The 24,134-nt window shown below is 63.6% G+C and carries 27 protein-coding genes and 1 pseudogene; 17 read left to right on the forward strand and 11 right to left on the reverse strand.

Annotated elements, in window-relative coordinates; all coding sequences use genetic code 11:
- Positions 1-341: 341 nt before the first annotated feature.
- Positions 342-839 carry a DUF892 family protein gene (locus H3V53_RS36355; protein ID WP_054925410.1) on the reverse strand — a complete coding sequence of 166 codons (498 nt, stop codon included), beginning with the start codon at positions 837-839 and terminating at the stop codon, positions 342-344.
- Between the two features lie 342 nt (positions 840-1,181).
- On the opposite strand from H3V53_RS36355, the gene H3V53_RS36360 reads away from it, so the two are divergent.
- The 3 genes from H3V53_RS36360 to H3V53_RS36370 are packed head-to-tail and all read left to right on the forward strand — an operon-like array spanning position 1,182 to position 2,173.
- Positions 1,182-1,445 (forward strand): CsbD family protein, encoded by a 264-nt coding sequence (locus H3V53_RS36360; RefSeq protein WP_336601964.1) that lies wholly within the window; start codon positions 1,182-1,184, stop codon positions 1,443-1,445.
- Positions 1,446-1,502: 57 nt separating this feature from the next.
- A complete protein-coding gene (locus H3V53_RS36365) occupies positions 1,503-1,877 on the forward strand; it encodes a hypothetical protein (protein WP_054925408.1) in 375 nt (124 codons plus the stop codon).
- A complete protein-coding gene (locus H3V53_RS36370) occupies positions 1,874-2,173 on the forward strand; it encodes a hypothetical protein (RefSeq protein WP_336601965.1) in 300 nt (99 codons plus the stop codon). The genes H3V53_RS36365 and H3V53_RS36370 overlap by 4 nt, the downstream gene beginning before the upstream one ends.
- Positions 2,174-2,232: 59 nt before the next feature.
- Here H3V53_RS36370 and H3V53_RS36375 read toward each other — a convergent pair whose 3' ends face one another.
- Together H3V53_RS36375 and H3V53_RS36380 are read right to left on the reverse strand one after the other, a co-directional pair.
- Positions 2,233-3,324, reverse strand: coding sequence for an extracellular catalytic domain type 1 short-chain-length polyhydroxyalkanoate depolymerase (locus H3V53_RS36375; protein WP_336601966.1), 1,092 nt, complete (start codon positions 3,322-3,324; stop codon positions 2,233-2,235).
- A gap of 41 nt (positions 3,325-3,365) precedes the next feature.
- Positions 3,366-3,791 (reverse strand): CopG family transcriptional regulator, encoded by a 426-nt coding sequence (locus H3V53_RS36380; protein ID WP_336601967.1) that lies wholly within the window; start codon positions 3,789-3,791, stop codon positions 3,366-3,368.
- Between the two features lie 271 nt (positions 3,792-4,062).
- On the opposite strand from H3V53_RS36380, the gene H3V53_RS36385 reads away from it, so the two are divergent.
- Both H3V53_RS36385 and H3V53_RS36390 read left to right on the forward strand, forming a co-directional pair.
- Entirely contained in the window at positions 4,063-4,953 is an 891-nt protein-coding gene (locus H3V53_RS36385) for a manganese catalase family protein (protein WP_336601968.1), read from the forward strand.
- 215 nt (positions 4,954-5,168) lie between these two features.
- Complete coding sequence (locus tag H3V53_RS36390) at positions 5,169-6,392, forward strand: histidine kinase dimerization/phosphoacceptor domain -containing protein (protein ID WP_336601969.1); 1,224 nt, start codon at positions 5,169-5,171, stop codon at positions 6,390-6,392.
- A gap of 22 nt (positions 6,393-6,414) precedes the next feature.
- Here the strand turns inward: H3V53_RS36390 and H3V53_RS36395 are convergent, their stop codons facing one another.
- Together H3V53_RS36395 and H3V53_RS36400 are read right to left on the reverse strand one after the other, a co-directional pair.
- Positions 6,415-7,281, reverse strand: a complete 867-nt coding sequence (locus H3V53_RS36395) for an SDR family oxidoreductase (RefSeq protein ID WP_336601970.1) — start codon at positions 7,279-7,281, stop codon at positions 6,415-6,417.
- 121 nt (positions 7,282-7,402) lie between these two features.
- Positions 7,403-7,621, reverse strand: a complete 219-nt coding sequence (locus tag H3V53_RS36400; RefSeq protein WP_054925397.1) for a DUF2795 domain-containing protein — start codon at positions 7,619-7,621, stop codon at positions 7,403-7,405.
- 254 nt (positions 7,622-7,875) lie between these two features.
- Between H3V53_RS36400 and H3V53_RS36405 the strand changes: the two genes are divergently transcribed.
- The 6 genes from H3V53_RS36405 to H3V53_RS36430 all read left to right on the forward strand — a co-directional run bounded on the left by H3V53_RS36405 (position 7,876) and on the right by H3V53_RS36430 (position 13,611).
- Positions 7,876-8,577: a hypothetical protein gene (locus H3V53_RS36405; protein WP_054925396.1), complete on the forward strand. Its 702-nt coding sequence runs from the start codon at positions 7,876-7,878 to the stop codon at positions 8,575-8,577.
- Positions 8,578-8,773: 196 nt separating this feature from the next.
- A complete protein-coding gene (locus H3V53_RS36410; RefSeq protein ID WP_336601971.1) occupies positions 8,774-8,977 on the forward strand; it encodes a CsbD family protein in 204 nt (67 codons plus the stop codon).
- 47 nt (positions 8,978-9,024) lie between these two features.
- Entirely contained in the window at positions 9,025-10,194 is a 1,170-nt protein-coding gene (locus H3V53_RS36415; RefSeq protein WP_336601972.1) for a zinc-dependent alcohol dehydrogenase, read from the forward strand.
- Between the two features lie 277 nt (positions 10,195-10,471).
- Positions 10,472-10,744, forward strand: coding sequence for a DUF6723 family protein (locus tag H3V53_RS36420; RefSeq protein WP_336601973.1), 273 nt, complete (start codon positions 10,472-10,474; stop codon positions 10,742-10,744).
- Between the two features lie 60 nt (positions 10,745-10,804).
- Positions 10,805-11,800 (forward strand): SDR family oxidoreductase, encoded by a 996-nt coding sequence (locus tag H3V53_RS36425; protein ID WP_336601974.1) that lies wholly within the window; start codon positions 10,805-10,807, stop codon positions 11,798-11,800.
- A gap of 38 nt (positions 11,801-11,838) precedes the next feature.
- Positions 11,839-13,611, forward strand: coding sequence for a RecQ family ATP-dependent DNA helicase (locus H3V53_RS36430; RefSeq protein WP_336601975.1), 1,773 nt, complete (start codon positions 11,839-11,841; stop codon positions 13,609-13,611).
- Positions 13,612-13,617: 6 nt separating this feature from the next.
- Here the strand turns inward: H3V53_RS36430 and H3V53_RS36435 are convergent, their stop codons facing one another.
- The 5 genes from H3V53_RS36435 to coxB all read right to left on the reverse strand — a co-directional run bounded on the left by H3V53_RS36435 (position 13,618) and on the right by coxB (position 19,964).
- Positions 13,618-14,898, reverse strand: a complete 1,281-nt coding sequence (locus H3V53_RS36435; RefSeq protein ID WP_336601976.1) for a c-type cytochrome — start codon at positions 14,896-14,898, stop codon at positions 13,618-13,620.
- Between the two features lie 65 nt (positions 14,899-14,963).
- Positions 14,964-15,932 (reverse strand): cytochrome c oxidase assembly protein, encoded by a 969-nt coding sequence (locus H3V53_RS36440; RefSeq protein WP_336601977.1) that lies wholly within the window; start codon positions 15,930-15,932, stop codon positions 14,964-14,966.
- A complete protein-coding gene (locus H3V53_RS36445; RefSeq protein ID WP_336601978.1) occupies positions 15,929-16,279 on the reverse strand; it encodes a hypothetical protein in 351 nt (116 codons plus the stop codon). Before H3V53_RS36445 ends, H3V53_RS36440 begins: the two co-directional genes overlap by 4 nt.
- Positions 16,276-18,900 (reverse strand): cytochrome c oxidase subunit I, encoded by a 2,625-nt coding sequence (gene ctaD, locus H3V53_RS36450; RefSeq protein ID WP_336601979.1) that lies wholly within the window; start codon positions 18,898-18,900, stop codon positions 16,276-16,278. Before ctaD ends, H3V53_RS36445 begins: the two co-directional genes overlap by 4 nt.
- Positions 18,897-19,964, reverse strand: coding sequence for a cytochrome c oxidase subunit II (coxB, locus tag H3V53_RS36455; RefSeq protein WP_419539671.1), 1,068 nt, complete (start codon positions 19,962-19,964; stop codon positions 18,897-18,899). Before coxB ends, ctaD begins: the two co-directional genes overlap by 4 nt.
- A 195-nt stretch (positions 19,965-20,159) precedes the next feature.
- On the opposite strand from coxB, the gene H3V53_RS36460 reads away from it, so the two are divergent.
- The 6 genes from H3V53_RS36460 to H3V53_RS36485 all read left to right on the forward strand — a co-directional run bounded on the left by H3V53_RS36460 (position 20,160) and on the right by H3V53_RS36485 (position 23,634).
- Positions 20,160-20,351, forward strand: a complete 192-nt coding sequence (locus tag H3V53_RS36460) for a hypothetical protein (RefSeq protein WP_082427312.1) — start codon at positions 20,160-20,162, stop codon at positions 20,349-20,351.
- Positions 20,352-20,387: 36 nt separating this feature from the next.
- On the forward strand, positions 20,388-21,761 hold the full coding sequence (locus tag H3V53_RS36465; RefSeq protein WP_336601980.1) for a cation:proton antiporter: 1,374 nt from the start codon (positions 20,388-20,390) through the stop codon (positions 21,759-21,761).
- 139 nt (positions 21,762-21,900) lie between these two features.
- Positions 21,901-22,110, forward strand: a complete 210-nt coding sequence (locus H3V53_RS36470) for a hypothetical protein (RefSeq protein ID WP_054925380.1) — start codon at positions 21,901-21,903, stop codon at positions 22,108-22,110.
- A 197-nt stretch (positions 22,111-22,307) separates the two neighbouring features.
- Positions 22,308-22,517: a hypothetical protein gene (locus H3V53_RS36475; RefSeq protein WP_336601981.1), complete on the forward strand. Its 210-nt coding sequence runs from the start codon at positions 22,308-22,310 to the stop codon at positions 22,515-22,517.
- Entirely contained in the window at positions 22,517-23,032 is a 516-nt protein-coding gene (locus tag H3V53_RS36480) for a hypothetical protein (RefSeq protein ID WP_336601982.1), read from the forward strand. Before H3V53_RS36475 ends, H3V53_RS36480 begins: the two co-directional genes overlap by 1 nt.
- Before the next feature lie 392 nt (positions 23,033-23,424).
- Positions 23,425-23,634, forward strand: coding sequence for a hypothetical protein (locus tag H3V53_RS36485; RefSeq protein WP_054925374.1), 210 nt, complete (start codon positions 23,425-23,427; stop codon positions 23,632-23,634).
- Positions 23,635-23,763: 129 nt separating this feature from the next.
- On the opposite strand, the pseudogene H3V53_RS36490 reads toward H3V53_RS36485, so the two are convergent.
- Positions 23,764-24,030 (reverse strand): annotated as a pseudogene (locus H3V53_RS36490) (DUF3597 domain-containing protein); the annotation flags it as partial.
- Between the last annotated feature and the right edge of the window lie 104 nt (positions 24,031-24,134).

Here is a 24,134-nt window from a genome sequence, read left to right on the forward strand (position 1 = left end):
AAGCGGCCTTCAACGTGTGGCGACGGGCGGCACGCGCGAGGCCCAAGCTTCGATCGGTTCGTTCGGCATTGCAGGAAGTTCGACCCAGGTACTTGCGATTGTCGGCATCGTCCACCGGTTTTAGAACCTGTCGATCCAGGCGGCGAGCGTCCGCGGCTGCCATCGGCAGCGCGGACGCACTATCAAAGTCGACTCGCAAGCCTCTGGTGAGGAAAATCGACGAGCGTTGCAGGTTTGCGTCAGCCTGAAAATAAAGGCAACGCGCGCGCCACGCCCTGCCGACCCGCGGTGTGCGATCAGCCGGCCGAAGCGCGCCGGCTGAACCCACGGCGGCGCGTGAATCAGGCAGCCTTCGCTTTCACATTGCCCGCTTTTTCCGCGAACTGAGTGAGCTTCAGATCGGTGGCCTTTTCCTCTTCGAGCGTTTCCGTCAGCAGCTTCACGCCTTCTGTGAAGCCCAACTGCTTACCGAGCGCACACAGGCTGCCATACGCGGCGATTTCATAGTGTTCGACTTTCTGTGCGGCAGCGACCAGGCCCGCGTCGAGTACCGGGCCTTTTTCTATTTCGTCGATGAGTTCGTCACCTTCTTCAATCAGACCTTCCATCGCGACGCACTTCATGCGCTTGAGCTTGAGGCCGCACACGTCGACGACCTGATCGATACGCTCGACCTGGCCCTGCGTCTCTTCCAGATGGGTCTTGAATGCGTCGCTCAGTTCCGGATTGCTTGCCGCGCGCGACAGCTTCGCGAGCGCTCTGGTCAGCTGCTTCTCGGCGCTGTAGATGTCCGACAGCATATGGACAAAAAGATCATCTACCGTCTTACGTTGTGCCATGTTGCACTCCCTCTGGTTGGAACTTCACTATGAACAATCAGCGGCGCTGACTTGCGGACCATGAGGAGCCGGCCCGACCGCGACCTGCCCCGCTTTCCACGAGCAATGGGTATTCCAGCGAAACCGGGCGCGGCCTCGTGCTGGCGACTGAGGCGGTGTGATGCGCTGCGTGCCGTTCAGGCCCGGCGCTTGCGTAACAGGCGATGCCACAAGTCGATCCCGACGACGGAAAGGTTCAACGCGGGTTCAACACGTGTTCAAGGGGTTCAACGGGCAAAGGGTTGGACGATGATTACCGGCCGCGTCCGGGTGCGAATACGCGGCAGCTAACTGGAGTGACAAATGGAAACTACCAAGATTGAAGGTACCCTCCGCGAAACGGCGGGAAACGTGAAGGAAGCTGTCGGCTCGATCGCGGGAGACACGCGGACGCAGCTCGAGGGTGCAGCCAATGAACTGCGCGGAAAGGCGCAACAGCTCTGTGCTGACGCCAGCGATCTGGCCCGCGACACCATGGCGTCGAATCCGCTGGCAGTGCTGGCGGGCGCCAGTGCGGTTGGCTTCCTTCTTGGTGCGCTTTGGGCCTCCAGCCGTCGTGATTATTGATGTTGCGTCAGGTGACGGCAAACGCTCATCCTCATTTTTCTCCGACGGAGCGGTACGATGTCGATCCAGTCCAAAATGAATCGGTGGAGCGCCGTGGGCCGCTTCTATATGGAGCGAATGGGCGATTACGGCGAACTTGTCACCATCGAACTGGCGCAGGCCCGAATGGAGCTTGCGCGTGAAGTCATTGCGCTCGTTGCGCTCGCGGTCGCCGGGCTATTCGCGTTGTCGTTCTCTTGCATCGCAGTGCTTGCCACGGCGCTGACGACACCCTACTTCGTGCAGGTGTCCTGGGCTATCGCGGGTGCGTGGGTCCTGCTTTGCATTATTTCTTTCCTTGTCGTTCGCTCGCAGAAGCCGGCGCGCTCGTTCCATGTGCTTCATGACGAGATCCGCGAAGACCTCCGCGTGGCCAAGGAGGCGTTGAAATGATCTCTAAAGCTACCGCGCTTGCCGCGGCCGAGGCGTCAGTGCTGGAGCGGATGGCCGCATCGCGCGCAAGTCTGGTGACCGCACGCAACGCAATGCAGCTGCGTCAGATTGGTGCCAGTCCTTCACTCGTCGCGAGGGCGCGCGAATATGTTTCCGTGGCGCCGAACGTGACCTTGCTCGCCGCGATACTCGTGGGATCGCTGGTAGTCGGACCACGCAAGATAACAGGCGTGGTGGTGCGCAACGGCCTGCTTGCGTGGATCGCGCGAACGGTTCGGCGTCTTGCCGGAAACTGAGTATGACGACACTCGGGCCGACGCCGAGCAAAACACGCGCAGCATCTGGCACCTGTATTTCAGCCCTGTTTCGGATGCGCGAGAAAGAATCGCAGCATTTCTGCGCTCGCGTCCGGGCCGGTGGGATCGGTGTAACTGCCGCGTGTATCGCCACCTGACCAGGCATGCGGTGCGCCATGAACGGTCCACAGTTCTGCGTCGATACCGTCGGATGAAACAAGCGACGCGACGGTGCAGGAACGTCGGCTCGTTTCGACGCGGCGTGGGGCAACGCCGCCGCGCGGTTCGAAGGCCTGCACCAGCTGCGCGGCGTTAGCGATGTGAACCGTGGCGTCCGCGTCGCCGTGAAAGACGATGATGGGCCGTCGCGGTGCACGCTGGTCGCTGTGCGCGTGATGTCGCCTGCCATGACGCCTGCCGCCTTTCATGGCCGCGAGCGCCGAAGGCAAATCGTGCGCGCACCCTGCGGGCAGGCCGGAATGGATGCCCGCCGCCGCGTACAGCTCGGGATACGTGGCGATCATGATCGCCGCCATGGCTCCGCCCGCAGACATGCCTGCAACGTACACGCGAGCCGGATCGACATCATGGGCCGCAATGATGTCCCGCGTGATGCCTGCGATCAGCGAAGGCTCGCCGCGCTCGCGATGCTGGTCGTCGGGCTTGAACCAGTTCCAGCACTTCGACGGGTTGGCGTGCTTCGGCTGCACCGGATACGCGACCAGGCATCGATGCTGCTCGGCGAGCGCGTTCATCTGCGTACCCACGGCAAAATCATCGGCGTTCTGCGTGCAGCCGTGCAGCATCACAATCAGAGGCAGCGGTTGGCCCGCTGCGCGAGCCGGCACGTACAGACGATATTGCCGCGAGCCTGCGGTATTCGAATACGCATGCGTGCTGAAATGCCCGCGATCTTCGATGTCCGCGTCCAGCTTGCCGTCTCGCGCCGTGTGCGGTGCGGCGTCCCGGTTCCCGTTCCTCGCGAATGGGGAAACGGGCGCCTCGTGCCGTGACGCGGCGTCGTACTCGCCATCAGCGGCACCGCCTTGCAGCACGCGTTGAATGACTTTCGTCGCTTCGGCGGGACCGCGCGTGCGTAATACGTTCATCGCCTCATGCATGGAGCCGAGGAAGTTTTCGTCGAGTTTCATCATCTTTTTCCGATTAGCGAATTAGGTTGAGCGCCGTGTGGCTAGTGCATTCTGTCCGCGAGCGCCGCCTTGACAGCGGGCGAAGCGTGGAATGCGCCCAGCACATGGACGCTTTCGATCGTTGCGAGCGCAAGCTCCGGCGTGACGTCGCTGGCAATGCTCGCGAGTCCGAGCACCTGAATGGTGAGCCGCTGGCGCGCGGCACGCACTGCTTCAAGGTCCTGCCGGGAGAAGTGCTGTAGTCCAAGTACGAGCGCGCGGCGTGTCACCGTGTCCTGAACGACCTGTGCATGAAGGGCAAGCTGGTTGCGAATCGCAGTCCGGATCAGGTCGGTCCGGTTTCCATAAAAGCCTTCCTCTACCAGAAGGTCGATCTGGCCGAGATCAACCGGACCCAGGTTGATCGTGATCTTTTCCGAATCGCCCCCCTTGGGACGATCCGTTGCCGGCGCTATCAGCTTTTTCATCTTTCCATCCAGTCACCATCCATGTAGATGGTTATAGGCTGGTTTTTGCCGCGCCGCAACATCAACATTCGGGGCCGAAACGCCGTGATCGCGCGCGACAGCTTGGGCGGCGTGCCACAGCCGGCGCTCGCGTGCGATGCGACGGACTTACACGCATCGCTTGAAATGCTGCGCTGATGGGTCCGTCGTCGGTTTGCACGTGACATCGTCAAAGGCAGGTTCGCCGATTGCGCAGGGACGGTTGGCTTAAGCCAACCTTAAGGAGGTCGTGATGTTCGTACACAACAAGCGTCTGCAATACACGGTTCGTGTGAGCGATACCAATCCCGGGCTCGCCAATCTTTTGCTCGAACAGTTTGGCGGACCGCAAGGCGAGCTTGCGGCAGCGATGCGCTACTTCACCCAAGCCGTCACCGAAGAAGATCCCGGCCGCAAGGACATGCTCTACGACATTGCCACCGAAGAACTCAGTCACCTTGAAATCATCGGCTCGATCGTGGCGATGCTTAACCGTGGCGCCAAAGGCGAGCTGGCGGAAGCGGTCGATTCACAGGCCGAGATGTATCGGAAGATCAACGGTGCCGGCAACGATAGTCACGTGACGCAGGTGCTCTATGGCGCGGGCACGCCGCTCACGAATTCGGCGGGCGTGCCGTGGACGGCAGCGTATATCGACACGATCGGCGAGCCGACCGCCGACCTGCGCTCGAATATCGCCGCTGAAGCGCGCGCGAAGATCATCTACGAGCGTCTGATCAACGTGAGCGACGACCCGGGTGTGCGCGATGCACTCGGCTTTCTGATGACGCGAGAAGTGTCGCATCAGAAGTCGTTCGAAAAGGCGCTGTACTCGATCACGGGCAATTTCCCTCCGGGCAAGATGCCGCCCGTGCCCGAGTTCGCGAGCGTGTACTACAAGATGTCTCATGGCCAGCCGCCCGTGCCGGGGCCGTGGAATCAGGGTACCGGTCTGCAGCTCGTCGACGATCCGCCATTGACGGCGGACGGCGGCGACGGCACCGCATCCGTCAAGCTCGATGCCACGCAACAGACAGCGCTCGAAGCGATGAGCCAGCGGCTGATGTCCGATCCGTCGACCGATCCGGAAACGGGCGCCGAGCTTGGGATGAAGGCATCGCCCGAATCCACCAGGCCTGCGTAAAGCCGCTGCAGCCGACTAGTCCTTACGCCGCGAGCGCGAACGCGCCGCGGCTTTAGTGCGTAGTCCGTGCTGGCAAAGTGCGTCCCAGCCGGCCGTCGTGCGACATTCGATCCCTCGTCAGCGCGTACGTCATTCGCGCGGCGGCCGCTCGCCTTCTGATCGCGGCATACAGCTTGCGCGATGGCCGCCATTCGGTCTCGAACAACAGGGAAAACATGAGCTCCGCACACGAAGCAACGTTGGCCGCGTCGATGAGCCGTATCGTCGTCGACCCGGCCGACACTGTTTTGCTCAGCGACGTCCTGCGCCAATGGCAACTGTTCGCTCATATGATCGAGGCGACGCTTGGCGATGTGTCGCTGCAGCAGCTGCTGGACGGCGCCACTCGCGCGGCAGCCATGGGCTGTTCTGCACCGATGGCGAAGGTTCTCGAACTGGACAAAGCCGACAACACACTCATCCTGAAGAGTCAGTACGGTATGTCGCCCGACGCAATGGGGCAGCCGGCCGGGAAAGCCGAAGAGGGTAACCCGCCCGGAGAGGCCATCAGGAATGTCGCTCCCGTCATCGATGTCGACGTGAGACGACGTCCACCGCACTTGCTGCCCAAGCTCCTGAAAGACCATCATGTGGTCACCTCCGTCAGCCTGCCGTTGGTGAACGATGAAGGCGCTTACGGAATACTCGAAATCGACTTCCCGGAGCCCACTGAAGTCGGCGCGTTTCATACGTCGTTCCTGGCCGCAGTGGCAGCCGCGTTGGCCGAAGGTATCGAGAAGATCCGGGCGCGTGCTTCGCTGATCGTCGAGCGAGATGCGAAAGCCGTTCTGCTGCGCGAGCAACAACATCGCATCCGCAACAATTTCCAGTCGATCATCGCAATGGTTCAACGCACTGCGCTTCGAGCGCGCGACGAGAAAGACCGCAAGGGATTACGCGACATCGAACGACGCGTCTTTGCGATGGCGTCGCTTTACGACCATCTGCTCGGCTTGAGCGAACAGGCCGAGCGCGCCGACCTGGGCCGGTATCTGAGTGCAATGGCTGCCAGCTTCGACGATTTTTACGAACTGACCGCCAACGGTATCGCGCTGAAAATCGAGCTGCAGTTCGGCATCGTTCTCAACCTGGACACCTGCACGACCATCGGAACGATCGTCAACGAACTCGTGGCCAATTCCGTCGAACATGCGTTCGGAGGCGAGCGCGGGGTGATAACCGTCTCGCTCGTTCGCTCGGGCCCGAACCTCGTCGTGTCCGTCGCCGACGACGGACACGGCCTGCCCTCTGCGACCCTCGACGAGAGCACAGGTCTTCGTACCGTGCGACTGATGGTGGGCAGCATCGGCGGCCAGCTGGATTGGCGGACAGCGCCGCAGCGCGGGGTGGAGTGGTCGCTCGTCTTCAGTGAATCGCCCCTGCTTCGACCGGGGCGTTGATCCGCCAGGGTGCCCACCACCGTTACAGAAAAGGCGCGCCGCCCGTGACGGCGATCGTTGCACCTGAGATATAGCTCGCCTCGTCAGAGGCCAGCATGACGTACGCAGGCGCGAGTTCCGCGGGCTGTCCCGGTCGTTTCATCGGAACCTGCTCGCCGAACTTTTCGACCTTCTCCTGAGGCATCGTCGACGGGATCAGCGGTGTCCAGATCGGCCCAGGCGCGACACAGTTCGCGCGGATGCCCTTTTCGGCGAGCAACTGGGCAAGACCGGCCGTAAAGTTCTGAATCGCGCCTTTCGTCGTCGCATAAGCGAGTAGCCCCGGGTTGGGCTTGTCCGCATTGATGGACGTGGTGTTGATAATCGAACCGCCCGGCTTCATGTGCCGCACCGCCGCGCGGGTAATCCTGAACATCGCGCTGATGTTGGTGTCGAAAGTGCGGTCCCATTCCTCGTCGGTGATATCGTCGAGCGAGTCGTACATCATCTGGTACGCGGCATTGTTGACGACGACGTCCAGCTTGCCCAACTCCTTCATAGCCGTCTCGACGATCGTGTCGCAATGACCAGGCTGCGTGATGTCGCCGCGCACCAGCACGGCCCGCCGCCCCGCCTTTTCGATCCACCGTTTCGTGTCTTCGGCATCGTCGTCTTCGTCGAGATAGGCAATCAGCACATCGGCGCCTTCGCGCGCGAATGCAATGGCAACCGCCCGGCCGATGCCGCTGTCGCCGCCCGTGATGATGGCGGCTTTGCCCGCAAGCCTGCCGCTACCCGCATAGCTGTCTTCTCCGTGGTCGGGCTGCGGCTGCAACGGCGCAGTGCGCCCGGGAACATTCTCCTGCTGCTGAGGTGGAAACGGCGGCGCGGGCCGCTTGGCGTCGGTCATGATGTCCTCCAGAGTGTGCGGGTTTGCCGACGTGACCGAATGGCCGTCGGAGATCGGTGTCCAACGCGAGGCCTGATGCGAAGCCAAATGCGAGGTCTGATGCGAGATCCAACGCGGCGTCTTAGCCCTCGTTGCCTATCGCCTTGGAGACCTGGGCAGGGTTTGCATATTCGTCGTCGGCCAATGCCGCCAACGCTTCCATCGCATCCTCGTCGGCGTCGTTCTGCTTCGCAACCTTCAGGAGTTCCTGTTTGGAAGCCGGATACGAGGCGCCCTTGAGCGCCTTTTGCACGTCGATGAACTTGCGGATCGACGGATTGTTTGCGCCGGATGTGGCCATGAAGCATCTCCCTTGATGAGTTGGCACAGCGAAACGCGCATGTGGCGTTCCTGCCCAGCGGCCTTTGGCGCGACGCTGGCATCGGTTGCCGGCATTTGCGACCCGGCACGACCCGGCACATCACGCTGCCCCCCCCCGCAAACCGAATGAATCCGCAAGCCGCACGCGGCATACCGATTGCGCGAACCAGATCGCCTCCCGACACGCGTCGTAGGGAGTCGCCCGTTGTTCAACCTTCGTCCTGGGAGATATCCATGAGACTTCTCATCACTCGAGACGGCCTGCCCAGGCTGTCATGGGGTCCTGTCATCGCGGGCGTGATCCTGTCGATGATCGTCTATCTTGTCTTGAGCGTGCTCGGTGCGGCCGTCGGCGCGTCACTGCTGGCGCCGCTGTCGAAACCGCATCCATTGGAGGGCTTCGGCCTGGGCTCTGGCATATGGATGATCCTCACAACGGTGCTTGCGGTCTTCGTTGGCTCTTATTTCGCCGGACGCTGCGCTCCTGTGCTGGGATGGCTTCATGGTCTGCTCTCATGGGCCGTCATGACGCTGTTTGTCGCGTATGGCATGACGTCCATTCTTGCCGGCACCGTCAGCACTGCCGGCAGCATCGCCGCCACGGGTGCGCAGGTCGGCGCGACGGCCACCGCGCAGAACGGATCGGCTCCCGCGGTACTGAACTCCGCGAAGGAACAGATCCAGGGTGCTGTGGCCTCCGCCGCCTCTATGGCGTCGAGCCCCGCCGCGGAGCAACAGGCCCGGGAGACGGCCGATACGGCGGCGCGCGGCATTGCGCGGGCCAGCTGGTACTCGTTTGCGGCACTGGTCGTCGGCGCGATCATCGCAATCGTTTCCGGCGGCGCAGGCTTTCGTCACCAGCCCCCCTTCGAAAAGAGCGGTTCTACGTCCGAGCGCGACGTTGCCGCTGGGCGCGAGCGTTACGTCAGGCCATGAGGCCGGCGTGTCGGACGCAGCATGATCGGAAGGACGACGTATTGCTTTCCATCCTGCTGCGTCGTCCGCTCACGGCCAACGATGCTTGGCGCAGTGCCTGTTTGGCATGGCATATGCGCGCCGACGCGAAGCGGCGCCGGCGCGCGCCGGCGCTTTGCGCGACGCGTGACATCACCACTCACTAGCGGAGAAAGAAATGGCTAGCGACAAAACGGAAGGCATCAAGGAAGAACTGAAGGGATACGTCAACAAGGGCGTCGGCTCGATCACAGGCAACGACGCGAAGAAGGCCAAAGGCGAAGCGCAGATCACGGAAGGCGATAACCGCAAGGACCTGGGCGATCAGCGAGAAAACGCTGAAAAAGGCAAGACCGATCCCGGCAACCCGACGAACCTCTGAACGGTTCGCAGCATACTGGTTCGCTCACATCTCTTAAGGAGAGACGCATGAGAGCTCTTACATGGCACGGCAAGAAAGACATTCGATGCGATACGGTTCCCGATCCGATCATCGAACATCCGCGCGACGCAATCGTCAAGGTAACCAGCTGTGCCATCTGTGGCTCGGACCTGCACCTGTTCGACGGCTTCATGCCCGGCATGAAATCCGGTGACATCATGGGGCACGAGTTCATGGGCGAAGTGGTCGACGTCGGCAAGGAGAACTCAGCGCTCAAGGTCGGCGACCGGGTCGTGGTGCCGTTCACCATCATCTGCGGCGAGTGCGACCAGTGCAAACGCGGCAATTTCTCCGTCTGCGAGCGGACCAACCGCAATCGCGAGGACGCCGACAAGCTCTTCGGCCATACGACGGCGGGCCTGTTCGGCTATACGCATCTGACGGGCGGCTATCCAGGCGGACAGGCGGAATTGGTCCGTGTCCCATTCGCCGACAAGACGCACGTGAAGATTCCCGACGGTCTGAGCGACGAGCAGGTACTGTTTCTCGGCGACATCTTTCCGACCGGCTGGCAAGCTGCCGTGCAATGCGATATCGAACCCACGGATACGGTGGCCATCTGGGGCGCCGGCCCTGTGGGTCAGATGGCGATCCGCAGCGCCGTCCTGCTGGGGGCGCGCCAGGTCGTTGCAATCGACTGGGTTCCCGAGCGCCTCGAGATGGCGCGCGCGGGCGGTGCGATCCCGATCAACTTCAAGGAAGAAAGCGTGCTTGACCGGTTAGCGGATCTGACACACGGCAAGGGGCCGGAGAAGTGCATCGACGCGGTCGGGATGGAGTCGCACGTCACCCGCTCGTTCGATGCGATATACGACCGCGCCAAACAGGCCGTCATGCTGGAGACGGATCGTCCACACGTGTTGCGCGAAATGATCTACGTTTGCCGCCCTGCGGGCGTGCTGTCCGTGCCGGGCGTCTATGGCGGATTAATCGACAAGATTCCGTTCGGCGCGTCGATGAACAAGGGACTCACCTGGCGCATGGGCCAAACGCACGTGAACCGCTGGACCGACGACCTCTTGCGCAGAATACAGGACGGCCAGATCGATCCGTCATTCGTGATCACGCATACGGTGGCGCTCGAAAACGGCCCGTCGATGTACAAGACGTTTCGCGACAAGGAAGACGGTTGCATCAAGGTCGTGCTCAAGCCTTGACGCCATCCGCCGTCGCTGACCGCCGATCGGCTCCCGCCCGCCCATGAAGTGAAGAAGACGCTCATGTGCGCAGCGTCATGCGCACTTCGGCATAGCGTTTGCTGAACGCCTTGAAAGCGCCCACCTTGACGGGTCACTACGCTCGAAGAGGATTTCATGCGCTCAGACCGATATGCCACCAACCGCTTTGAAACGCTAACTCCCGCCCACGCCGCGCGACATCCCGCCGCGCGATCATTCGACCGATTGGCTGCAAGCGGGCTTGAAGGGGCGTGAAATGGTACGCCGCAAACTGCTCGTCAAACAGACCGGAAAGCCTCGCCCGGACACGGCGGACGATTACGTCATCTATGTCACGACAAAGTTCATGGCGACGGGGCGCTTCTTCGGCGAGCTTTTACTGGTACGCACCACCGACGGACGCAAGCTCTATCCGTTCGACGGCGCGTCGCCCATCGGTCCCTTCGCCACCGTCGACGATGCGAGAGCCGCCGCCACCGCGCATGGCGCGTCGTTGATCGAAGCCGATCTGAAAAACCCCGAATCGTAGCGCAGCGTTGCTCCAACACGCTTTCCGCCTTCCCCATTGCGATCCCAAGGAAACGTCTTCATGAACCGCATCAAGCTGAAACCGTTGAACGAGCAGGTCATCGTCATCACAGGAGCGACGAGCGGCATTGGCCTCGCCACTGCACGCGCGGCAGCACACGCCGGCGCGCGCGTGATGCTGCTCGGACGCGACGAAACCGCGTTGAAGACGATCGCCGAAAACCTCAACGCCTCGGGCGCGCAAGTCGACTACGTCATCGCCGATGTGCGCGATACGTCGCAGATGCAGGCCGCCGCAGAGCGGACCATCGAGCGCTTCGGCGGCTTCGACACGTGGGTCAACAATGCAGGCGGCTCGATTTACGGACGGTTCGACGAGGTCCCGATCGAAGAACAACAGGATCTGTTCGATACCAACTTCTGGGGCATCGTGCGCGGCTCGACGGTGGCCATCGCGCATCTGCGCAAGCATGGCGGCGCGTTGATCAACCTCGGCAGCGAGGTATCGGATATCGCTGTGCCGCTGCAAAGTGCGTATGTCGCGTCGAAGCATGCAGTCAAAGGCTGCACGGATGCATTGCGCCTCGAACTGATCGAGGAGCGCGCGCCCGTGTCCGTCACGCTCATCAAGCCTTCGGGAATCCACACGCTGTTCGTCGAGCATGCGCGCAACCACCTCGACGTCGAGCCGAAGCTGCCTGCACCGCTTTACGCACCGGATGTCGTTGCCGACGCGATCGTGCACGCGGCTGTATCGCCCAGGCGCGCCATCTATGTCGGCGGTGCCGCGCCCGGCAATGTGGCATTCGCCCGTCTCGCTCCACGCCTGTTCGACGCATTCATGGGACGACTCGGCTTTCGCATGCAATCGACGGATCGGGCCGCGAGAGGAACGGACGCCGGCCGCCGCAGCGAGATGCTCGAACGATCGCCGCGCAAGCGCTTCGTGCATGAAAGCAGTTTCTACACGCGCGCCGCACTGCATCCCGGATGGACGGCGACGCTGACGCTGGGCGCGGCCGCACTCGGTGTGCTCGCATGGAAGCGGCGCCATTGACGCCCGCCGATTCGCTATCCGCAAGCAGGAAACACGCAATGACAGCTTCATCCGACGCAAGCATGCGAGCCATGCGCCGAACGTTGCGCGACGTGTTCGGTCTCGAATCGCTGCGCCCCGGCCAGCGCGAGATCATCGAGAGCGTGATGCAAGGCCGCGACACGCTCGCGATCATGCCGACGGGGGCCGGCAAATCACTTTGCTATCAGTTGCCCGCGCTCCATCTCGACGGTCTCACACTCGTCGTGTCGCCGCTGATCGCGTTGATGAAAGATCAGCTCGACAAGCTGCTCGATGCGGGCATCGAAGCCGTCCAGATCAACAGTACGCTGAAAGCGGACGAAGAACGCACCGCGTTCGACACGGTCGGCACCGCCAACCGCGCGATCGTCTTCGTCACGCCCGAGCAACTGGGCAAGCCGATGCTGATCGATGCACTGCGAGCGCGTGTCGAATCCGAAACCGCCAGGCGCAGTGGCAGACGCGACGAACCGTGGCGCGTGAGACTCGTCGTCATCGACGAAGCGCATTGTATTTCGCAATGGGGTCATGATTTCCGGCCCGCCTTTCTGCAGATCGGCGATGCCGTCGAAAGCCTCGGTCGCCCGCCCATGCTCGCGCTCACTGCCACCGCGACGCAAGCCGTCGTCGACGACATCGTGCGCACACTGGGCATGCGCGACCCGCGTGTGCTGCAAAAAGGCGTGTATCGGCCGAACCTGCATTACAGCGTGAAGCAAACCTCCGTCGCGGGCGGCAAGGGCCGCGCATCCGCACGGTCCGCGCAGGCCAAGCTCGCCACCATCCAGGCGCTGCTCGCGCAGCGCGACGGTCCCGGCATCGTGTATACGGCGACCGTGCGCGAAGCCGAACGGCTGTCAGCAGCGCTGCGCGAATGGGACGTGCCGACGGCGCTCTATCACGGACGCCTCACCGCACGCGAACGTCATGAGGCGCAAGACACGTTCATGCGCGGCGATGCGCGCGTCATGATCGCGACCAACGCTTTCGGCATGGGCATCGATAAAGGCGACATCCGCTTCGTCGTGCATTACCAGATGCCGGGCAGCATCGACGCCTACTATCAGGAAACGGGACGAGCGGGACGCGATGGCGAGGCCGCTGAATGCATGCTGCTGTTCGATCTGAGCGACCGGCGCGTGCAGCAGTTTCTGATGCTGGGACGCTACCCGGATCGCGACCTCGTCGGGCGCGTGCACAACGCGCTGCGGCAAGCTCGCGACGCGTCGAGCAAGGGTGTGAGCGCGGGCGATCTCGCACAATCGCTCGGCGACGTCGGACGCAACAAGCTCCAGGTCGCGCTGAAGATCATGCTCGATGCGCGTCTCGTGATCCGCAACCGCGCGCGCCGCTATGTGTTGCGCGACGAAACCGTCGAAGAAGATGCGCTCGCTGCGTCGCTCGCGCGTTATGGCGAAATGGCGGAGCGCGACCGCACGGCGCTTCAACAGATCATCGACTACGCGCAGACAGGGCGATGCCGCTGGCGCACGATCCTCGAATACTTCGGCTATGACGAAGAAGTCGAGCGCTGCGGCACGTGCGACAACTGTCTGAATCCGCCGCATATCGAGCCTGTGAAAGAGCCCGCGACAGCGCAGGGCCGCATGATGGACACCGCGCGCAAGACGCTCGATGCGCAACGCGGGTTTGCGCGCGGCCAGCCGGTGCGCGTGCGCAAATACGGCACCGGCCAGGTATCGTTTGCGACGGCCGAACAGGTGGCCGTGCTGTTTCCCGACGGCACCACGCGCACTTTCCTCGCGCGCTTCGTCAAGGCTGTCGCGTAAAAATCGCTACTTGTGCAGTTTGCTTCTCAGCGAACTGACATCGTTGGCCGTGATCGGCTGCGCATTGTTGCCCCATGCGCTGCGTATGTAAGTGAGCACCTGCGCGATCTGCACGTCGGCGAGCGTCGTGGCAAAGCCCGGCATCGCCTGGCGCGGCGGTCCCGTGAGCGTCGACGGACTGTTTCCGCCTTCCACCAGGAGCCGTATCAGCGACGTCGTGTCTTCGGCGAGCACGGACGGATTGCCCGTCAACGAAGGAAATGCATGAGGCACGCCCGTCCCGTCCTCGCGATGGCAGCTCGCGCAGAATCCCTGGTACACGTTGAAGCCCAGCGAAAGCTCATCGGGCACGCGGCTGCCGTTGCCGGGCGACCGGGCGGGATCGGCGCGCGGCGTGTAGGTGCCGGACGGATGCTGCGCCGGCAAAGACTTCAGATAATGCGCGATGGCCTGCGCATCAGCGTCCGTCAGATACTGCGAGCTGTCCTCGATCTGCTCGACCATGCTGCCGTATGCGATTGCGCCCCCGGCATGGCCCGTCTTGAGGAACGACGCGATGTCGGCTTCGCTCATCCTGCCCAGCCCCGCCCCGTTGTCACCCGTCAGGTTTGGCGCGAACCAGTGATCGTTGACGCCGCCCGTGAGATACGTTTTTTTCGATTCGTCGTAGCCGCGCTCCTGAAAACCCGCGCCGCGCGGCGTATGACAGGCGCCGCAATGCCCGAGCGATTGCACCAGATACGCGCCGCGATTCCATTGCGCGTCGCGCTCCGCGCGCGGCCTGTAGACGCCGGTCGGCGCGAAGGCGAGTTGCCAGAAGCGCAGCATCCAGCGCTGGTTGAACGGAAAGGCGACGTCCGACGGCGGCGTCGGCTGCGCGACGGGCGCGACGCCCTGCATCATGTACGCATAGAGCGCGCGCATGTCGTCGTCGGTTACCTTCGCAAATGACGGGTACGGCATCGCCGGATAAAGCCGCTTACCGCCTCGCGCCACGCCTTCGCGAAGCGCGCGGGCAAACTCTTCGTAGGTGTATTGGCCGATGCCGTATTGTCTGTCCGGTGTGATGTTGCTCGACATGATCGTGCCGAACGGCGAGCCTAGACCGAGCCCGCCCGCGTAGGGCTTGCCTTTGACGGCCGCCGTATGGCAGCCCGCGCAATCGCCCGCCTTCGCGATGTATTCGCCGCGCTCAAGCGTGGCGCGATCGGCGGCAATCGTCGATGACGAAACGGTGCGAGCGTTTTCATCGGGCGATGCGGTCGCGAATGTAAACGCAAATGCCATCGCATATGCAATCGCCGCTGCGCCAACAAACGCGCAAGCCGCCCGCCGGCGAGTCGACGCGCACTTCACGGCGAGCCGTCCCGCGGCACGATGGCCGCTTGCCCTGTCACGAGCGCGGGCGCGCTGCGATTGCTCAACCAGCGCGCGGCAATCGCTAGCCCGCCAACCAGATACGCCGCGGCAGCGGGCACCCACATGATGAGTCCGCCCAACTGCTGGTCGTGCAGCGGATCGACGCCGAGCGCGCTGCAAGGCTCGACATACAGCGGATACCAGAGACCGGGCGCCAGCGTGATCAGCGCCCCGAGCGCGCCCGTATGCACCATCGTGGTGAAGAGCGACAGCATCGCGTGACCGTCCGTCTGGCGGCGTGCGCCCTCGCCCGCAACCGTCCACCAGAAAAGCAGCGCCGTGAACAGAAAGCTCGCGTGTTGCAGCGAGTGAATCCACGGATGCAGTAGCGCCGCCTGAAACATCGCCGGCATGTGCCATCCCCACAGCGCGGCGGCATGCAGCAGCCAGGCCGTCAGCGGCCACCTCAAGCCACGCCAGCAGCGCGAAAACGCGTGCGTCCTGACCAGCCCGCCGACGGCCATGCGCATGCGTCGCGGCAACGCCCACATCCACACGCCGAGCGGGCGGCCCATGACGAGCAGCGGCGCGGCAATCAGCATCATCGATTCATGCTGCACCATATGCGCGGAGAAGAGCGCTGCGCTCAGCGCATCGAGCGGCGAGAACAGCGCAAGTGCGAGCGCGACCCAGCCTCCCGCGAAGGCGAGCAGATGCGTCGCTCGCACGCGCGCGCTGCGAGATCGGGGCGACGCGCGGCGACGCAATCGCAGATAGCCTGTTGCATAAGCGGCCATGCTGAGCGCCATCAACACGACGACCCACGGCTCGTCAGCCCATCCAAACGACGCCGCGGTGTTCCCCGACGCGATCAGTCCATGCGCGCAGGCAACGCCCGGCGCGAACGTCAGCGCACCTGGCAGCGACACGCGCAGCCGCGCACGCGCCACGACGCGTTTCATAGACAGGGCGACAGCAACCATTGCGGGAACCACATCATCAACTGGATGAGCGCCGAGAGGGCAGCCACCAGCATCGCCATCAGGGGAAAGAATGTGGCGCGGGCGGCGGGATCGCCATTCGCCGACACGCCGGCTTCGACGAACTGCAACATGTGCCGCCAGCGTCGATAAGCGAGCCACGCAACCGCCACTGAAAACACGAATGCGACGGCGCTGACGATACCGAGCGCGACGGTGTTGCGCTGCGCGCACGCGACGTGCACCAGCGCATAGTTGACGCTTTGCGCAGCGAGCACGACGAGCGGCGCTGCAAGCAGTCCGGCCCAGGTTGCAAAAGATGGATTCATAGGGACATCCGTGGCGCGAAATAGATCACCGCGTAAATCGGCAGCCAGCTCAACACGACGAAGTACCAGTAGAACGCGTTCTCGCTCGTGTCGACGAGCCGTTTGCCTTCATACGGTCCCGTGAACAGCAGCACAGCGAGCACGGCGGTATCGACGGTGTCGGTTATCAGGTGGGTCGTGTGCAGCGCCAGCAGCGTCCACACGATCGATCCGTATGCGTTCGCGTACCACATCACGTTGAGCGCTGTGAACTCGAAGCCGCGCAGCACGAGGAAGATCACGGCGAAGCCGACGCATACCGCGAGCCAAAGGCGCGCGAGTTCGCGATTGCCCTGGTTGGCGGCACGTCGTGCGAGCTCGTTGGGCACCATGCTCAGTATCAGCACGACCGTGTTGAGCGAACCCCACAGCAGCGACGGCGGGGGAGCATGCATCGGCCATGACGCGTTGACCGTGCGCAGATAGAAGTAAACGACGACCGCGAGGGCAAACACAGTGCCTTCGATCAGCATCAGTCCCGCCGTTGCCCACCACATGAGACTTCGTGCGCCAAAGCCGAAGCTCGGCAATGCGCGCACATCGAGCGTCGATGGCTGCGCATCCGGCGACGATGCATCGCGCGGTGCCGGGACTCGCCGCACGTGTGACTGTTGCGAACGCCCGGCCTCGTCGGGCCAACGCTCCAGCACGCGGGCAACGGCGTTCTCGCGCCGCGTGGGCCAGAACCAGACGATCATCGCGACCGCCACGGGCACCGTGCCCCACCAGACAGCCGACGGCGTGTAGATCGAGCCGACGAAAAAGACCGTCGTCGCGATGGCGCTGAGGAACGGCCAGATCGACGGCGACGGAAACAGCGGGCGTGTCTCGGGTATCGCGTCGAGGGCGGAAGTCGTCAGCACCTCGCGCGCCGTCGCCGCCAGTCCCGAGACGAACCGCGGCTCCCGCTGCGGCGACCACAGCGGCTCCTGCGCATGCACGACGGGCAGTGCATCGAAGTTGTGCGGCGGCGGCGGGCTCGGCACGCTCCATTCGAGCGAGCCGCCGCCCCACGGGTCCGCGCCGGCGAGCCGTCCGTGCCGTGCGTTGCGCACCACGTTGTACAGGAAGATGGCGATACTCACGGCCATCAACCACGCGCCGACGGTCGCGCCGAAGTTCATCCCGTCCCATCCCATTCCGTGCGGATAGGTCCACACCCTGCGCGGCATCCCGTGCAAGCCGAGCAGATGCATCGGGAAGAACGTCACGTTGAAGCCGATGAAAAACAGCCAGAAGTGCCATCGGCCGAGGCGCTCGTCGAGCATGCGGCCCATCACCTTGGGAAACCAGTAGTAGATCGCGCCGAACAGCGGAAACACCGCGCCGCCGATCAGTACATAGTGCAGATGCGCGACCACGAAGTACGTGTCGTGCACCTGCAGATCGAGCGGCACGGAACCCAGCATCACGCCCGTCATACCGCCCAGCACCAGGTTGAAGAAAAACGCCAGCACGAAATAGAGCGGCACTTTCAGGTTGAGCCGGCCCGTCAGCAGCGTGGCGAGCCAGCAATAGATCTGCACGCCGGAAGGCACCGCGATCATCACGCTCGCTGCCGTGAAGAAGCTCTTGCCGAGGGCAGGCACCGACGTCGCGAACATGTGATGCACCCACAGCCCGAACGCGAGGAACGCGGTCGCGATCAACGACAGCACCATCGCGGGATAGCCGAACACGGGACGCCGCGAGAATGTCGCAATGATCGACGACATGAAACCGAGCGCCGGTATGAAGATCAGATACACCTCGGGATGCCCGAAGAACCAGAACAGGTGCTGCCACAACAGCACATCGCCGCCGAGCGAAGGGTTGTAAAACTGCGTGCCGACCAGCCGGTCGAGAATCAATGCCGTGCTCGCCAGCATCACCGCGGGCATCGCGAACAGCACCATGAACTGCGTGACGAGCGTGGCCCACACGAACAGCGGCATGCGGCTGAGCGACATGCCTGGCGCGCGCATCTTGAGTATCGTCGCGATCAGCACGATGGCTTCGAGCAGCCCCGACAGCTCCGTGAACGTGATCATCTGCGCCCAGATGTCCGAGCCTTTTCCCGTCGAATAGTCCGGGCCCGCGAGCGGGACGTAGCTGAACCATCCGGCGCGCGGTCCCGCGCCCACTGCGAGCGCGACGAACAGCAACACGCCGCCGAACAGGAAGACCCAGTACGCGTACGCATTCATGCGCGGAAACGCGATGCTGCGCGCGCCGACCATCAATGGCACGAGCCACGCGGCCACAGCCTGCATCACGGGCACGGCGAACAGGAACATCATGGCCGAGCCGTGCGTCGTGAACAGCTGATCGTAGAGATCGGGCGACATCAGCCGGTTGTCGGGCCGCGCGAGCTGGACGCGCATCGCGAGTGCGAGCAGTCCCGCCAGCAAAAAGAACACGAATGTCGTGACGATGAAGCGGCGCGCAATGGTCTTGTGATTGACGGCCGACAGCACGCCGAGCAGCCCGGGCGGATCGCGCCAGGTGTGCGCCAGCGCATCGAGCGTGTCGCGCGGCGCGTCGGGACCGTCCTTCAGATCGAGGTTCAGATCCGTCACGATGCGGGAACCCGTCGTGCTCATTGCAACGTCCCCAACCACGCGACGACCGCGCGCAGATCGTCGGCCGCGAGCGGGACGGCCGGCATCCTCGCGCCTGGCTTCAGCGTGTTCGGATCGCGGACCCATTGCTGCAGGGTCGCTGGCGTGTTCGCGAACATGCCTGCTGCGATCGTCTGACGGCTCATCAGATGCGTGAGATCCGGGCCGAGCGTTCCCTGCGCGGAGGTGCCGCGCACCGTGTGGCATCCTGCGCAAGTCGAACGCTCGAAAACCTGCCGGCCGCGTTGCGCGAGTGCGTCGGCTGACGTGTCGGCCACACTCGCCTGATGCGCGCGCCATGCGCTGTACTGTTCGGGCGAGTCGGCCACGACGAGCATCGCCATCAACGCGTGCTCGGCGCCGCAAAACTCGGCACATTGGCCGCGATATACGCCGGGCCTGTCGGCGCGAAATTCGATGGTCGACGCGATGCCCGGCAGCATGTCCTTCTTGCCGTGCAGATTGGGCACCCAGAAGGTGTGAATGACGTCGCCCGCTTTCAACGCGACGACGACAGGCCGCCCGGCAGGGACATGCAGCTCGTTGGCCGTCGTGAAGCCGGGCTGCCCGCCGTCGGACGGATAGACCGCCTGCCACCACCACTGCTGACCCGTCAACTCGATCCGCACGGGGTTCTCGACGGGCAGTTTGGACAACGCGCGATCGGTCAGCACATCGGCGACGACGAGACCTGCCAGCAGCACGACCGATATCGACGACGCCGCGATCACCCCGCGCCTTGTGCGCGCTTCGACGCGGCCATCGGGTGTGGGCTCGGGCGGCGCCGCTGCATTGCTGCGTTGCGCGCGCAGTAGCGCGATGAGCGTCGCGAGCAGCACGGCTGCGAACACGGCACCGCAGACGAGCAGCGTCAGATTCCACAACTGGACGATGTGCGCGGCCTGGATGCCCGCTGGCTCGAGCACGCTTTGCTGCGGCGCGGCGCTGGCGCTAGACGCGGCAACGCCCGCGAGAAGTGCGACGCCGCGTCGGTGCATGGGCTGCGAATGCGCGGTCTCGCGTCGAATAAGGCCGGCGTCGCTCATTGATGTCGTCGAACGTGATGGCGGTTGCGTGCAGGCAGCATACGCCGTGCCGGAACTCAGAGACCCACGCGAATGAAAGCAGCGGACGGCGAAACGGCAAAGGCATAACGGATGCTCGTGTATCTGCGCGCGGCACCTTTTCGGGCCACTGATGGAATCGCGAATGCCTGCGCGTCTCACTGCCAGGAGCACTTCATGAATGCCAGTCGGTCGCCGGACAAGCCGGACCCGCAACAATCAGACATCGGGCGCGGCACGCCCCCTGCCCGCACGCCGGAACCACAACCCGACACCGACGTTCAGCCGGACCAGAATCCCGTGCGCGATACGCCCGACACCAGCGGGCCAGCGAACACCGGTGGTCCGGGCAGCGCCCCCTCGCCTTGAGCCGCGCAACATGAAGCCGATGCAGCGAACACGCCCATGTTGATCGAAGCGGCGTGGTTCGCCCTCGTCGGCGTGCTGCTGGTCGTCGTCGCGATCGGCCGCGGGCTCATCGCGCGCCTGCCCTTGAGCGGCGCGCTGATCTATCTGTGCGTGGGATTTCTGATCGGCACGGCGGGTGCAGGGCTGCTGCCCATCTCGCTCGACACCGATGTTCGTCCCTTGCGCATCGTGACGGAAGCGGGATTGGTCGTCTCGCTGTTTTCGATCGGCATGCATCTTCGCGTGCCCTTGCACGATCGTCTGTGGTGGCTTCCTTTGAGGCTCGGCTTTCCCGCGATGCTCGTCACGGTCGCGATCGTCACGGGCGTCGCGATCTGGGGACTGCATCTGACGCTTGGCGCAGCGCTGGTACTCGCGGCCGCCCTCGCGCCGACCGATCCTGTTCTGGCCAACGAACTGCGCGTGCGTGAAGCCGGCGACGACGAGCCGCTGCGGTTTGCACTGTCGGGCGAAGGCGGCTGCAACGACGGCGCCGCCTATCCCGTCGCGCTGGCGGGATTGTCGTTGTGCGGCATCCCTGGCTTCGCGAGCAGCGAGCCGTTTCGATTCGCGCTGACGGTCGTCTGGGGCCTGGCCGGTGCCGCGCTGATCGGCTGGATATGCGGCATCGGCATGGTGAAAATCGTCACATGGCTACGCACGCGCTATGGCGAAGCAGTCGGCGTCGAAGGCTTTCTCGCGCTCGGCCTGATGGGCATCTGCTATGGCGCGTCGCTCGCGGCCCACACCATTGCGTTCGTCGGCGTGTTCGTGGCGGGCGTCGCGCTGCGTCACGAGGAGCTCAAGGCGACGGGCGAGCGCCCGCCATCCGAGGTGCTCGCCAGCGTGCAACGAAGCGAAAAAAGCACGGCGGCTACGGACCCAGAACGGGCACACGCCTATATGGCCGAATCGATGATGGGCTTCACACTCGAAATCGAGCGCCTCGTCGAATTTGCGTTGATGCTCGCCATCGGCAGCGCCGTTTCCGCACATTGGCGCGAAGTGCTGACCTGGCAGGCGATCTGGCCTTCGCTGGTTCTGTTTCTCGTCGCGCGCCCTATCGGCACTTCAGTTGCGCTCGTCGGCGCAAGCGTCGATGGCTATCAGCGTGTGCTGATCGGGTGGCTCGGCATTCGCGGCGTGGGCGCATTCTATTATTTGCTGCTTGCGCTGGAACAGGGAAAAACGCAGTTCAGACCGCTCGCTCCCGTGATTCTCGCGTGCATCGCGTTGTCCGTCATCGTGCACGGATCGAGCGCGACCCCGGCGCTCAATCGTTACCTTCACAGCCGGCGTGTGCGCGCTGTTGCCCCGCCACAAAGAGGTACACCATCGAAAACGCGGCGGTATGACAGCGCGGGCTGGTGAAGGCGCTAACAATTCGCCGGCGCTTGCATGCACTGGCAGGAACCAGGAATGCTCAATGGGCATGCGGCAGTGCGACTCAGCGCGAGACGGCACGCCGCACATCCTTTGCGTCTCGCGCGGTTCACATAGGGAGCACACGATGACTACCGGCCAGAAACAGCAGCAAGGAGGACAAGGCACGCCCGCGGATCGCGACCCTGCCGGGTCGAACCAGGACCAGAACCAGGACCAGACCTTCGAGACCGACATTTCGGAGACGGGCGAAGACGGCACGACTGTCCGCCAGGCCGAAGTTCGCGAGGACGACCTGTCCGAAACGAAGCCACCGTCCCAAGACGACAATTCGTGAAGCCGAAGTAGCACTCCGGCGCTCGTGCCAGTGCAACCCGCAGCTTTTGCAACGTCGGCAGGAAGACGTTCGGACGGGCTTCGGAAACCGTCCGCGTCTTCAGCCGAGGCGTTAGCGTAGCGATGCTGCCTGGCGCCCGCCTTCTCGACATAGATTGTCAGCCGATTCTACCTGTTCATTCGGGGAAGGAATTCACGATGCAAACCGATCCGACCATCGACCCGATCGCCGATCCCGCCAATCAGCCGATCGACGATCCCGGGCAGCAACCCCGTCCAGCGCCCGGCGTGCCCGCCACGCCCGGCATTCCGCCGGACATGGACCCGCTCCCGCCCACGCCATCGCCTGAAGAGAACGAAGGCGCCAGCCGCGCAACCCAGCGCGATGATCGGGCGAGCCTCACCTAATGGCCGCGCGGGAGCCGTCGCTGTTTCGCGTCGCCGAACGGGCCGTCGTGGCGCTCTATGACGGCGGCGTCTTGTCGCCGGCTGTTCTCGAGCGCGTGCTGTCGGCATTTATCGGCGCAACGGTGAAGTGGGAGACGGAGGCGGACATGCATTCCGTCGATGGCCGTAGCTTTCACGACATCGTGGTCGCGACGATGATGCCGGGCCACGCGCCGGACGATGTGGCGCGCGAATTCGCACGGATCATCGCGCACCTGGAGTCGCCGGGTCCACGCGACGATGGACCCTCCAATGCCGCCAAGGCGCCCACAAAGCGCGAGACCAGAAAAGACCGTCGACAACGATCCGGCGACGAGGACGAAACCCTGATCCGCCAACTTGGCGCCGCAAACCGTCCGAAACGGCGTAGAAACGCAGCGACCGTCCGGGAAGATGACGCGGGGCCTTCATCCGGTTCTGCGCCTCCGACAGGTTTCAATCCATTGGTCAATGCGAGGCTGCCGCGCAAGCACTGACCGTTGCGCCACACAATTCGGCTCGCTCTGCCACGCGCATGAAGCACGCTGCTGAACCCGCTGTAGGCGGCCAGCACAAACGCGCGGCTCCTCAGGCACATCGATTGCTCAATGCCTGCCGGCTGGCTCCGGTCACAACACGGTGATTGACAGGCGAGGAGGGTCGCTTGCCGACGGTCAACACGAATGAATGCAACCGCTAACCGTTCTCAAGATCAACTGAGCGGAGCACGTTGCTCGTCGCTCGTGCCGACCCGCATGCGCGCCTCGCCGACTGATGCAGTGTCCGGCGCGACATCGCACGCGTCGACACCCCAGGTGACCGGCCAGCCCCTTAACCTCACAACTTGATCAGCGGGCGCCTGCAATGGCGATCACCGCCAAAAAGAACAATGAACGCTACGCACCTCGTCGAGTGGGAACTGTGCCATCTCGAACGGCTCGTCTCCCATATGAGCACCGCCGCCCAGTTCCCGGCAACGTACTGGGAGGCCCGGCTGTCAGCGTTGACACGGCTGGCCGTCATTGCCAACCACCGCGCGCGTATCGAGCGTTTGAAGAAAATGCTGCCGCATGTTGAATCTTCTGCCATGGCCGCCTAGCCGAACCGCTCTTGCCGCGCGCCAGAAAGAGCGGCGTCATTGCCCAAATCGAGCAGTCGCGTTGCACGGCATCATGCCGTGCAACGGCGTTCGGGGCCGGGCACGTAGCAGCTCGCGTCGGCCCGTCGCTCAGCTCTTCAGGTCGTCGGGCACCTTGCCGCCATTCTCGGCAAGCTTTTGCATTACCTGTTTGTGCAGCCAGACGTTCATCGCCGCTGAATCCTCTGTGCTGCCGCTGTAGTGAAGTTCCGACGCCAGTTCCTTGCGCGCGGCGAGACTGCTGTCCAGACCAAGCAACTTGAGCAGGTCAACGATAGACGTGCGCCAGTTGAGTTGCTCGTTGTGATTTGCCTGCATCTGGATGAGCACCGCCTCGACGTCGACTTCCTGCCGGGGCGCGGTCCCATCGGCGCGGAAGAGCATTTTCAGGGCGTGGTCGATCTCGTGAAAATGAAGGCGATCGTCTGGGACGACGAGAGCCAGGGCATCAAGTTCACGTA

Source organism: Paraburkholderia bengalensis, from assembly GCF_037126505.1.
GTDB classification, from domain to species: domain Bacteria; phylum Pseudomonadota; class Gammaproteobacteria; order Burkholderiales; family Burkholderiaceae; genus Paraburkholderia; species Paraburkholderia bengalensis.

What these genes read in the sequence shown, in the direction of transcription:
- H3V53_RS36355 (WP_054925410.1), bottom strand. Translation starts at nt 839, where the DNA reads ATGGCACAACGTAAGACGGTAGATGATCTTTTTGTCCATATGCTGTCG.
- H3V53_RS36360 (WP_336601964.1), top strand. Translation starts at nt 1,182, where the DNA reads ATGGAAACTACCAAGATTGAAGGTACCCTCCGCGAAACGGCGGGAAAC.
- H3V53_RS36365 (WP_054925408.1), top strand. Translation starts at nt 1,503, where the DNA reads ATGTCGATCCAGTCCAAAATGAATCGGTGGAGCGCCGTGGGCCGCTTC.
- H3V53_RS36370 (WP_336601965.1), top strand. Translation starts at nt 1,874, where the DNA reads ATGATCTCTAAAGCTACCGCGCTTGCCGCGGCCGAGGCGTCAGTGCTG.
- H3V53_RS36375 (WP_336601966.1), bottom strand. Translation starts at nt 3,324, where the DNA reads ATGAAACTCGACGAAAACTTCCTCGGCTCCATGCATGAGGCGATGAAC.
- H3V53_RS36380 (WP_336601967.1), bottom strand. Translation starts at nt 3,791, where the DNA reads ATGAAAAAGCTGATAGCGCCGGCAACGGATCGTCCCAAGGGGGGCGAT.
- H3V53_RS36385 (WP_336601968.1), top strand. Translation starts at nt 4,063, where the DNA reads ATGTTCGTACACAACAAGCGTCTGCAATACACGGTTCGTGTGAGCGAT.
- H3V53_RS36390 (WP_336601969.1), top strand. Translation starts at nt 5,169, where the DNA reads ATGAGCTCCGCACACGAAGCAACGTTGGCCGCGTCGATGAGCCGTATC.
- H3V53_RS36395 (WP_336601970.1), bottom strand. Translation starts at nt 7,281, where the DNA reads ATGACCGACGCCAAGCGGCCCGCGCCGCCGTTTCCACCTCAGCAGCAG.
- H3V53_RS36400 (WP_054925397.1), bottom strand. Translation starts at nt 7,621, where the DNA reads ATGGCCACATCCGGCGCAAACAATCCGTCGATCCGCAAGTTCATCGAC.
- H3V53_RS36405 (WP_054925396.1), top strand. Translation starts at nt 7,876, where the DNA reads ATGAGACTTCTCATCACTCGAGACGGCCTGCCCAGGCTGTCATGGGGT.
- H3V53_RS36410 (WP_336601971.1), top strand. Translation starts at nt 8,774, where the DNA reads ATGGCTAGCGACAAAACGGAAGGCATCAAGGAAGAACTGAAGGGATAC.
- H3V53_RS36415 (WP_336601972.1), top strand. Translation starts at nt 9,025, where the DNA reads ATGAGAGCTCTTACATGGCACGGCAAGAAAGACATTCGATGCGATACG.
- H3V53_RS36420 (WP_336601973.1), top strand. Translation starts at nt 10,472, where the DNA reads ATGGTACGCCGCAAACTGCTCGTCAAACAGACCGGAAAGCCTCGCCCG.
- H3V53_RS36425 (WP_336601974.1), top strand. Translation starts at nt 10,805, where the DNA reads ATGAACCGCATCAAGCTGAAACCGTTGAACGAGCAGGTCATCGTCATC.
- H3V53_RS36430 (WP_336601975.1), top strand. Translation starts at nt 11,839, where the DNA reads ATGACAGCTTCATCCGACGCAAGCATGCGAGCCATGCGCCGAACGTTG.
- H3V53_RS36435 (WP_336601976.1), bottom strand. Translation starts at nt 14,898, where the DNA reads ATGGCATTTGCGTTTACATTCGCGACCGCATCGCCCGATGAAAACGCT.
- H3V53_RS36440 (WP_336601977.1), bottom strand. Translation starts at nt 15,932, where the DNA reads ATGAAACGCGTCGTGGCGCGTGCGCGGCTGCGCGTGTCGCTGCCAGGT.
- H3V53_RS36445 (WP_336601978.1), bottom strand. Translation starts at nt 16,279, where the DNA reads ATGAATCCATCTTTTGCAACCTGGGCCGGACTGCTTGCAGCGCCGCTC.
- ctaD (WP_336601979.1), bottom strand. Translation starts at nt 18,900, where the DNA reads ATGAGCACGACGGGTTCCCGCATCGTGACGGATCTGAACCTCGATCTG.
- coxB (WP_419539671.1), bottom strand. Translation starts at nt 19,964, where the DNA reads ATGAGCGACGCCGGCCTTATTCGACGCGAGACCGCGCATTCGCAGCCC.
- H3V53_RS36460 (WP_082427312.1), top strand. Translation starts at nt 20,160, where the DNA reads ATGAATGCCAGTCGGTCGCCGGACAAGCCGGACCCGCAACAATCAGAC.
- H3V53_RS36465 (WP_336601980.1), top strand. Translation starts at nt 20,388, where the DNA reads ATGTTGATCGAAGCGGCGTGGTTCGCCCTCGTCGGCGTGCTGCTGGTC.
- H3V53_RS36470 (WP_054925380.1), top strand. Translation starts at nt 21,901, where the DNA reads ATGACTACCGGCCAGAAACAGCAGCAAGGAGGACAAGGCACGCCCGCG.
- H3V53_RS36475 (WP_336601981.1), top strand. Translation starts at nt 22,308, where the DNA reads ATGCAAACCGATCCGACCATCGACCCGATCGCCGATCCCGCCAATCAG.
- H3V53_RS36480 (WP_336601982.1), top strand. Translation starts at nt 22,517, where the DNA reads ATGGCCGCGCGGGAGCCGTCGCTGTTTCGCGTCGCCGAACGGGCCGTC.
- H3V53_RS36485 (WP_054925374.1), top strand. Translation starts at nt 23,425, where the DNA reads ATGAACGCTACGCACCTCGTCGAGTGGGAACTGTGCCATCTCGAACGG.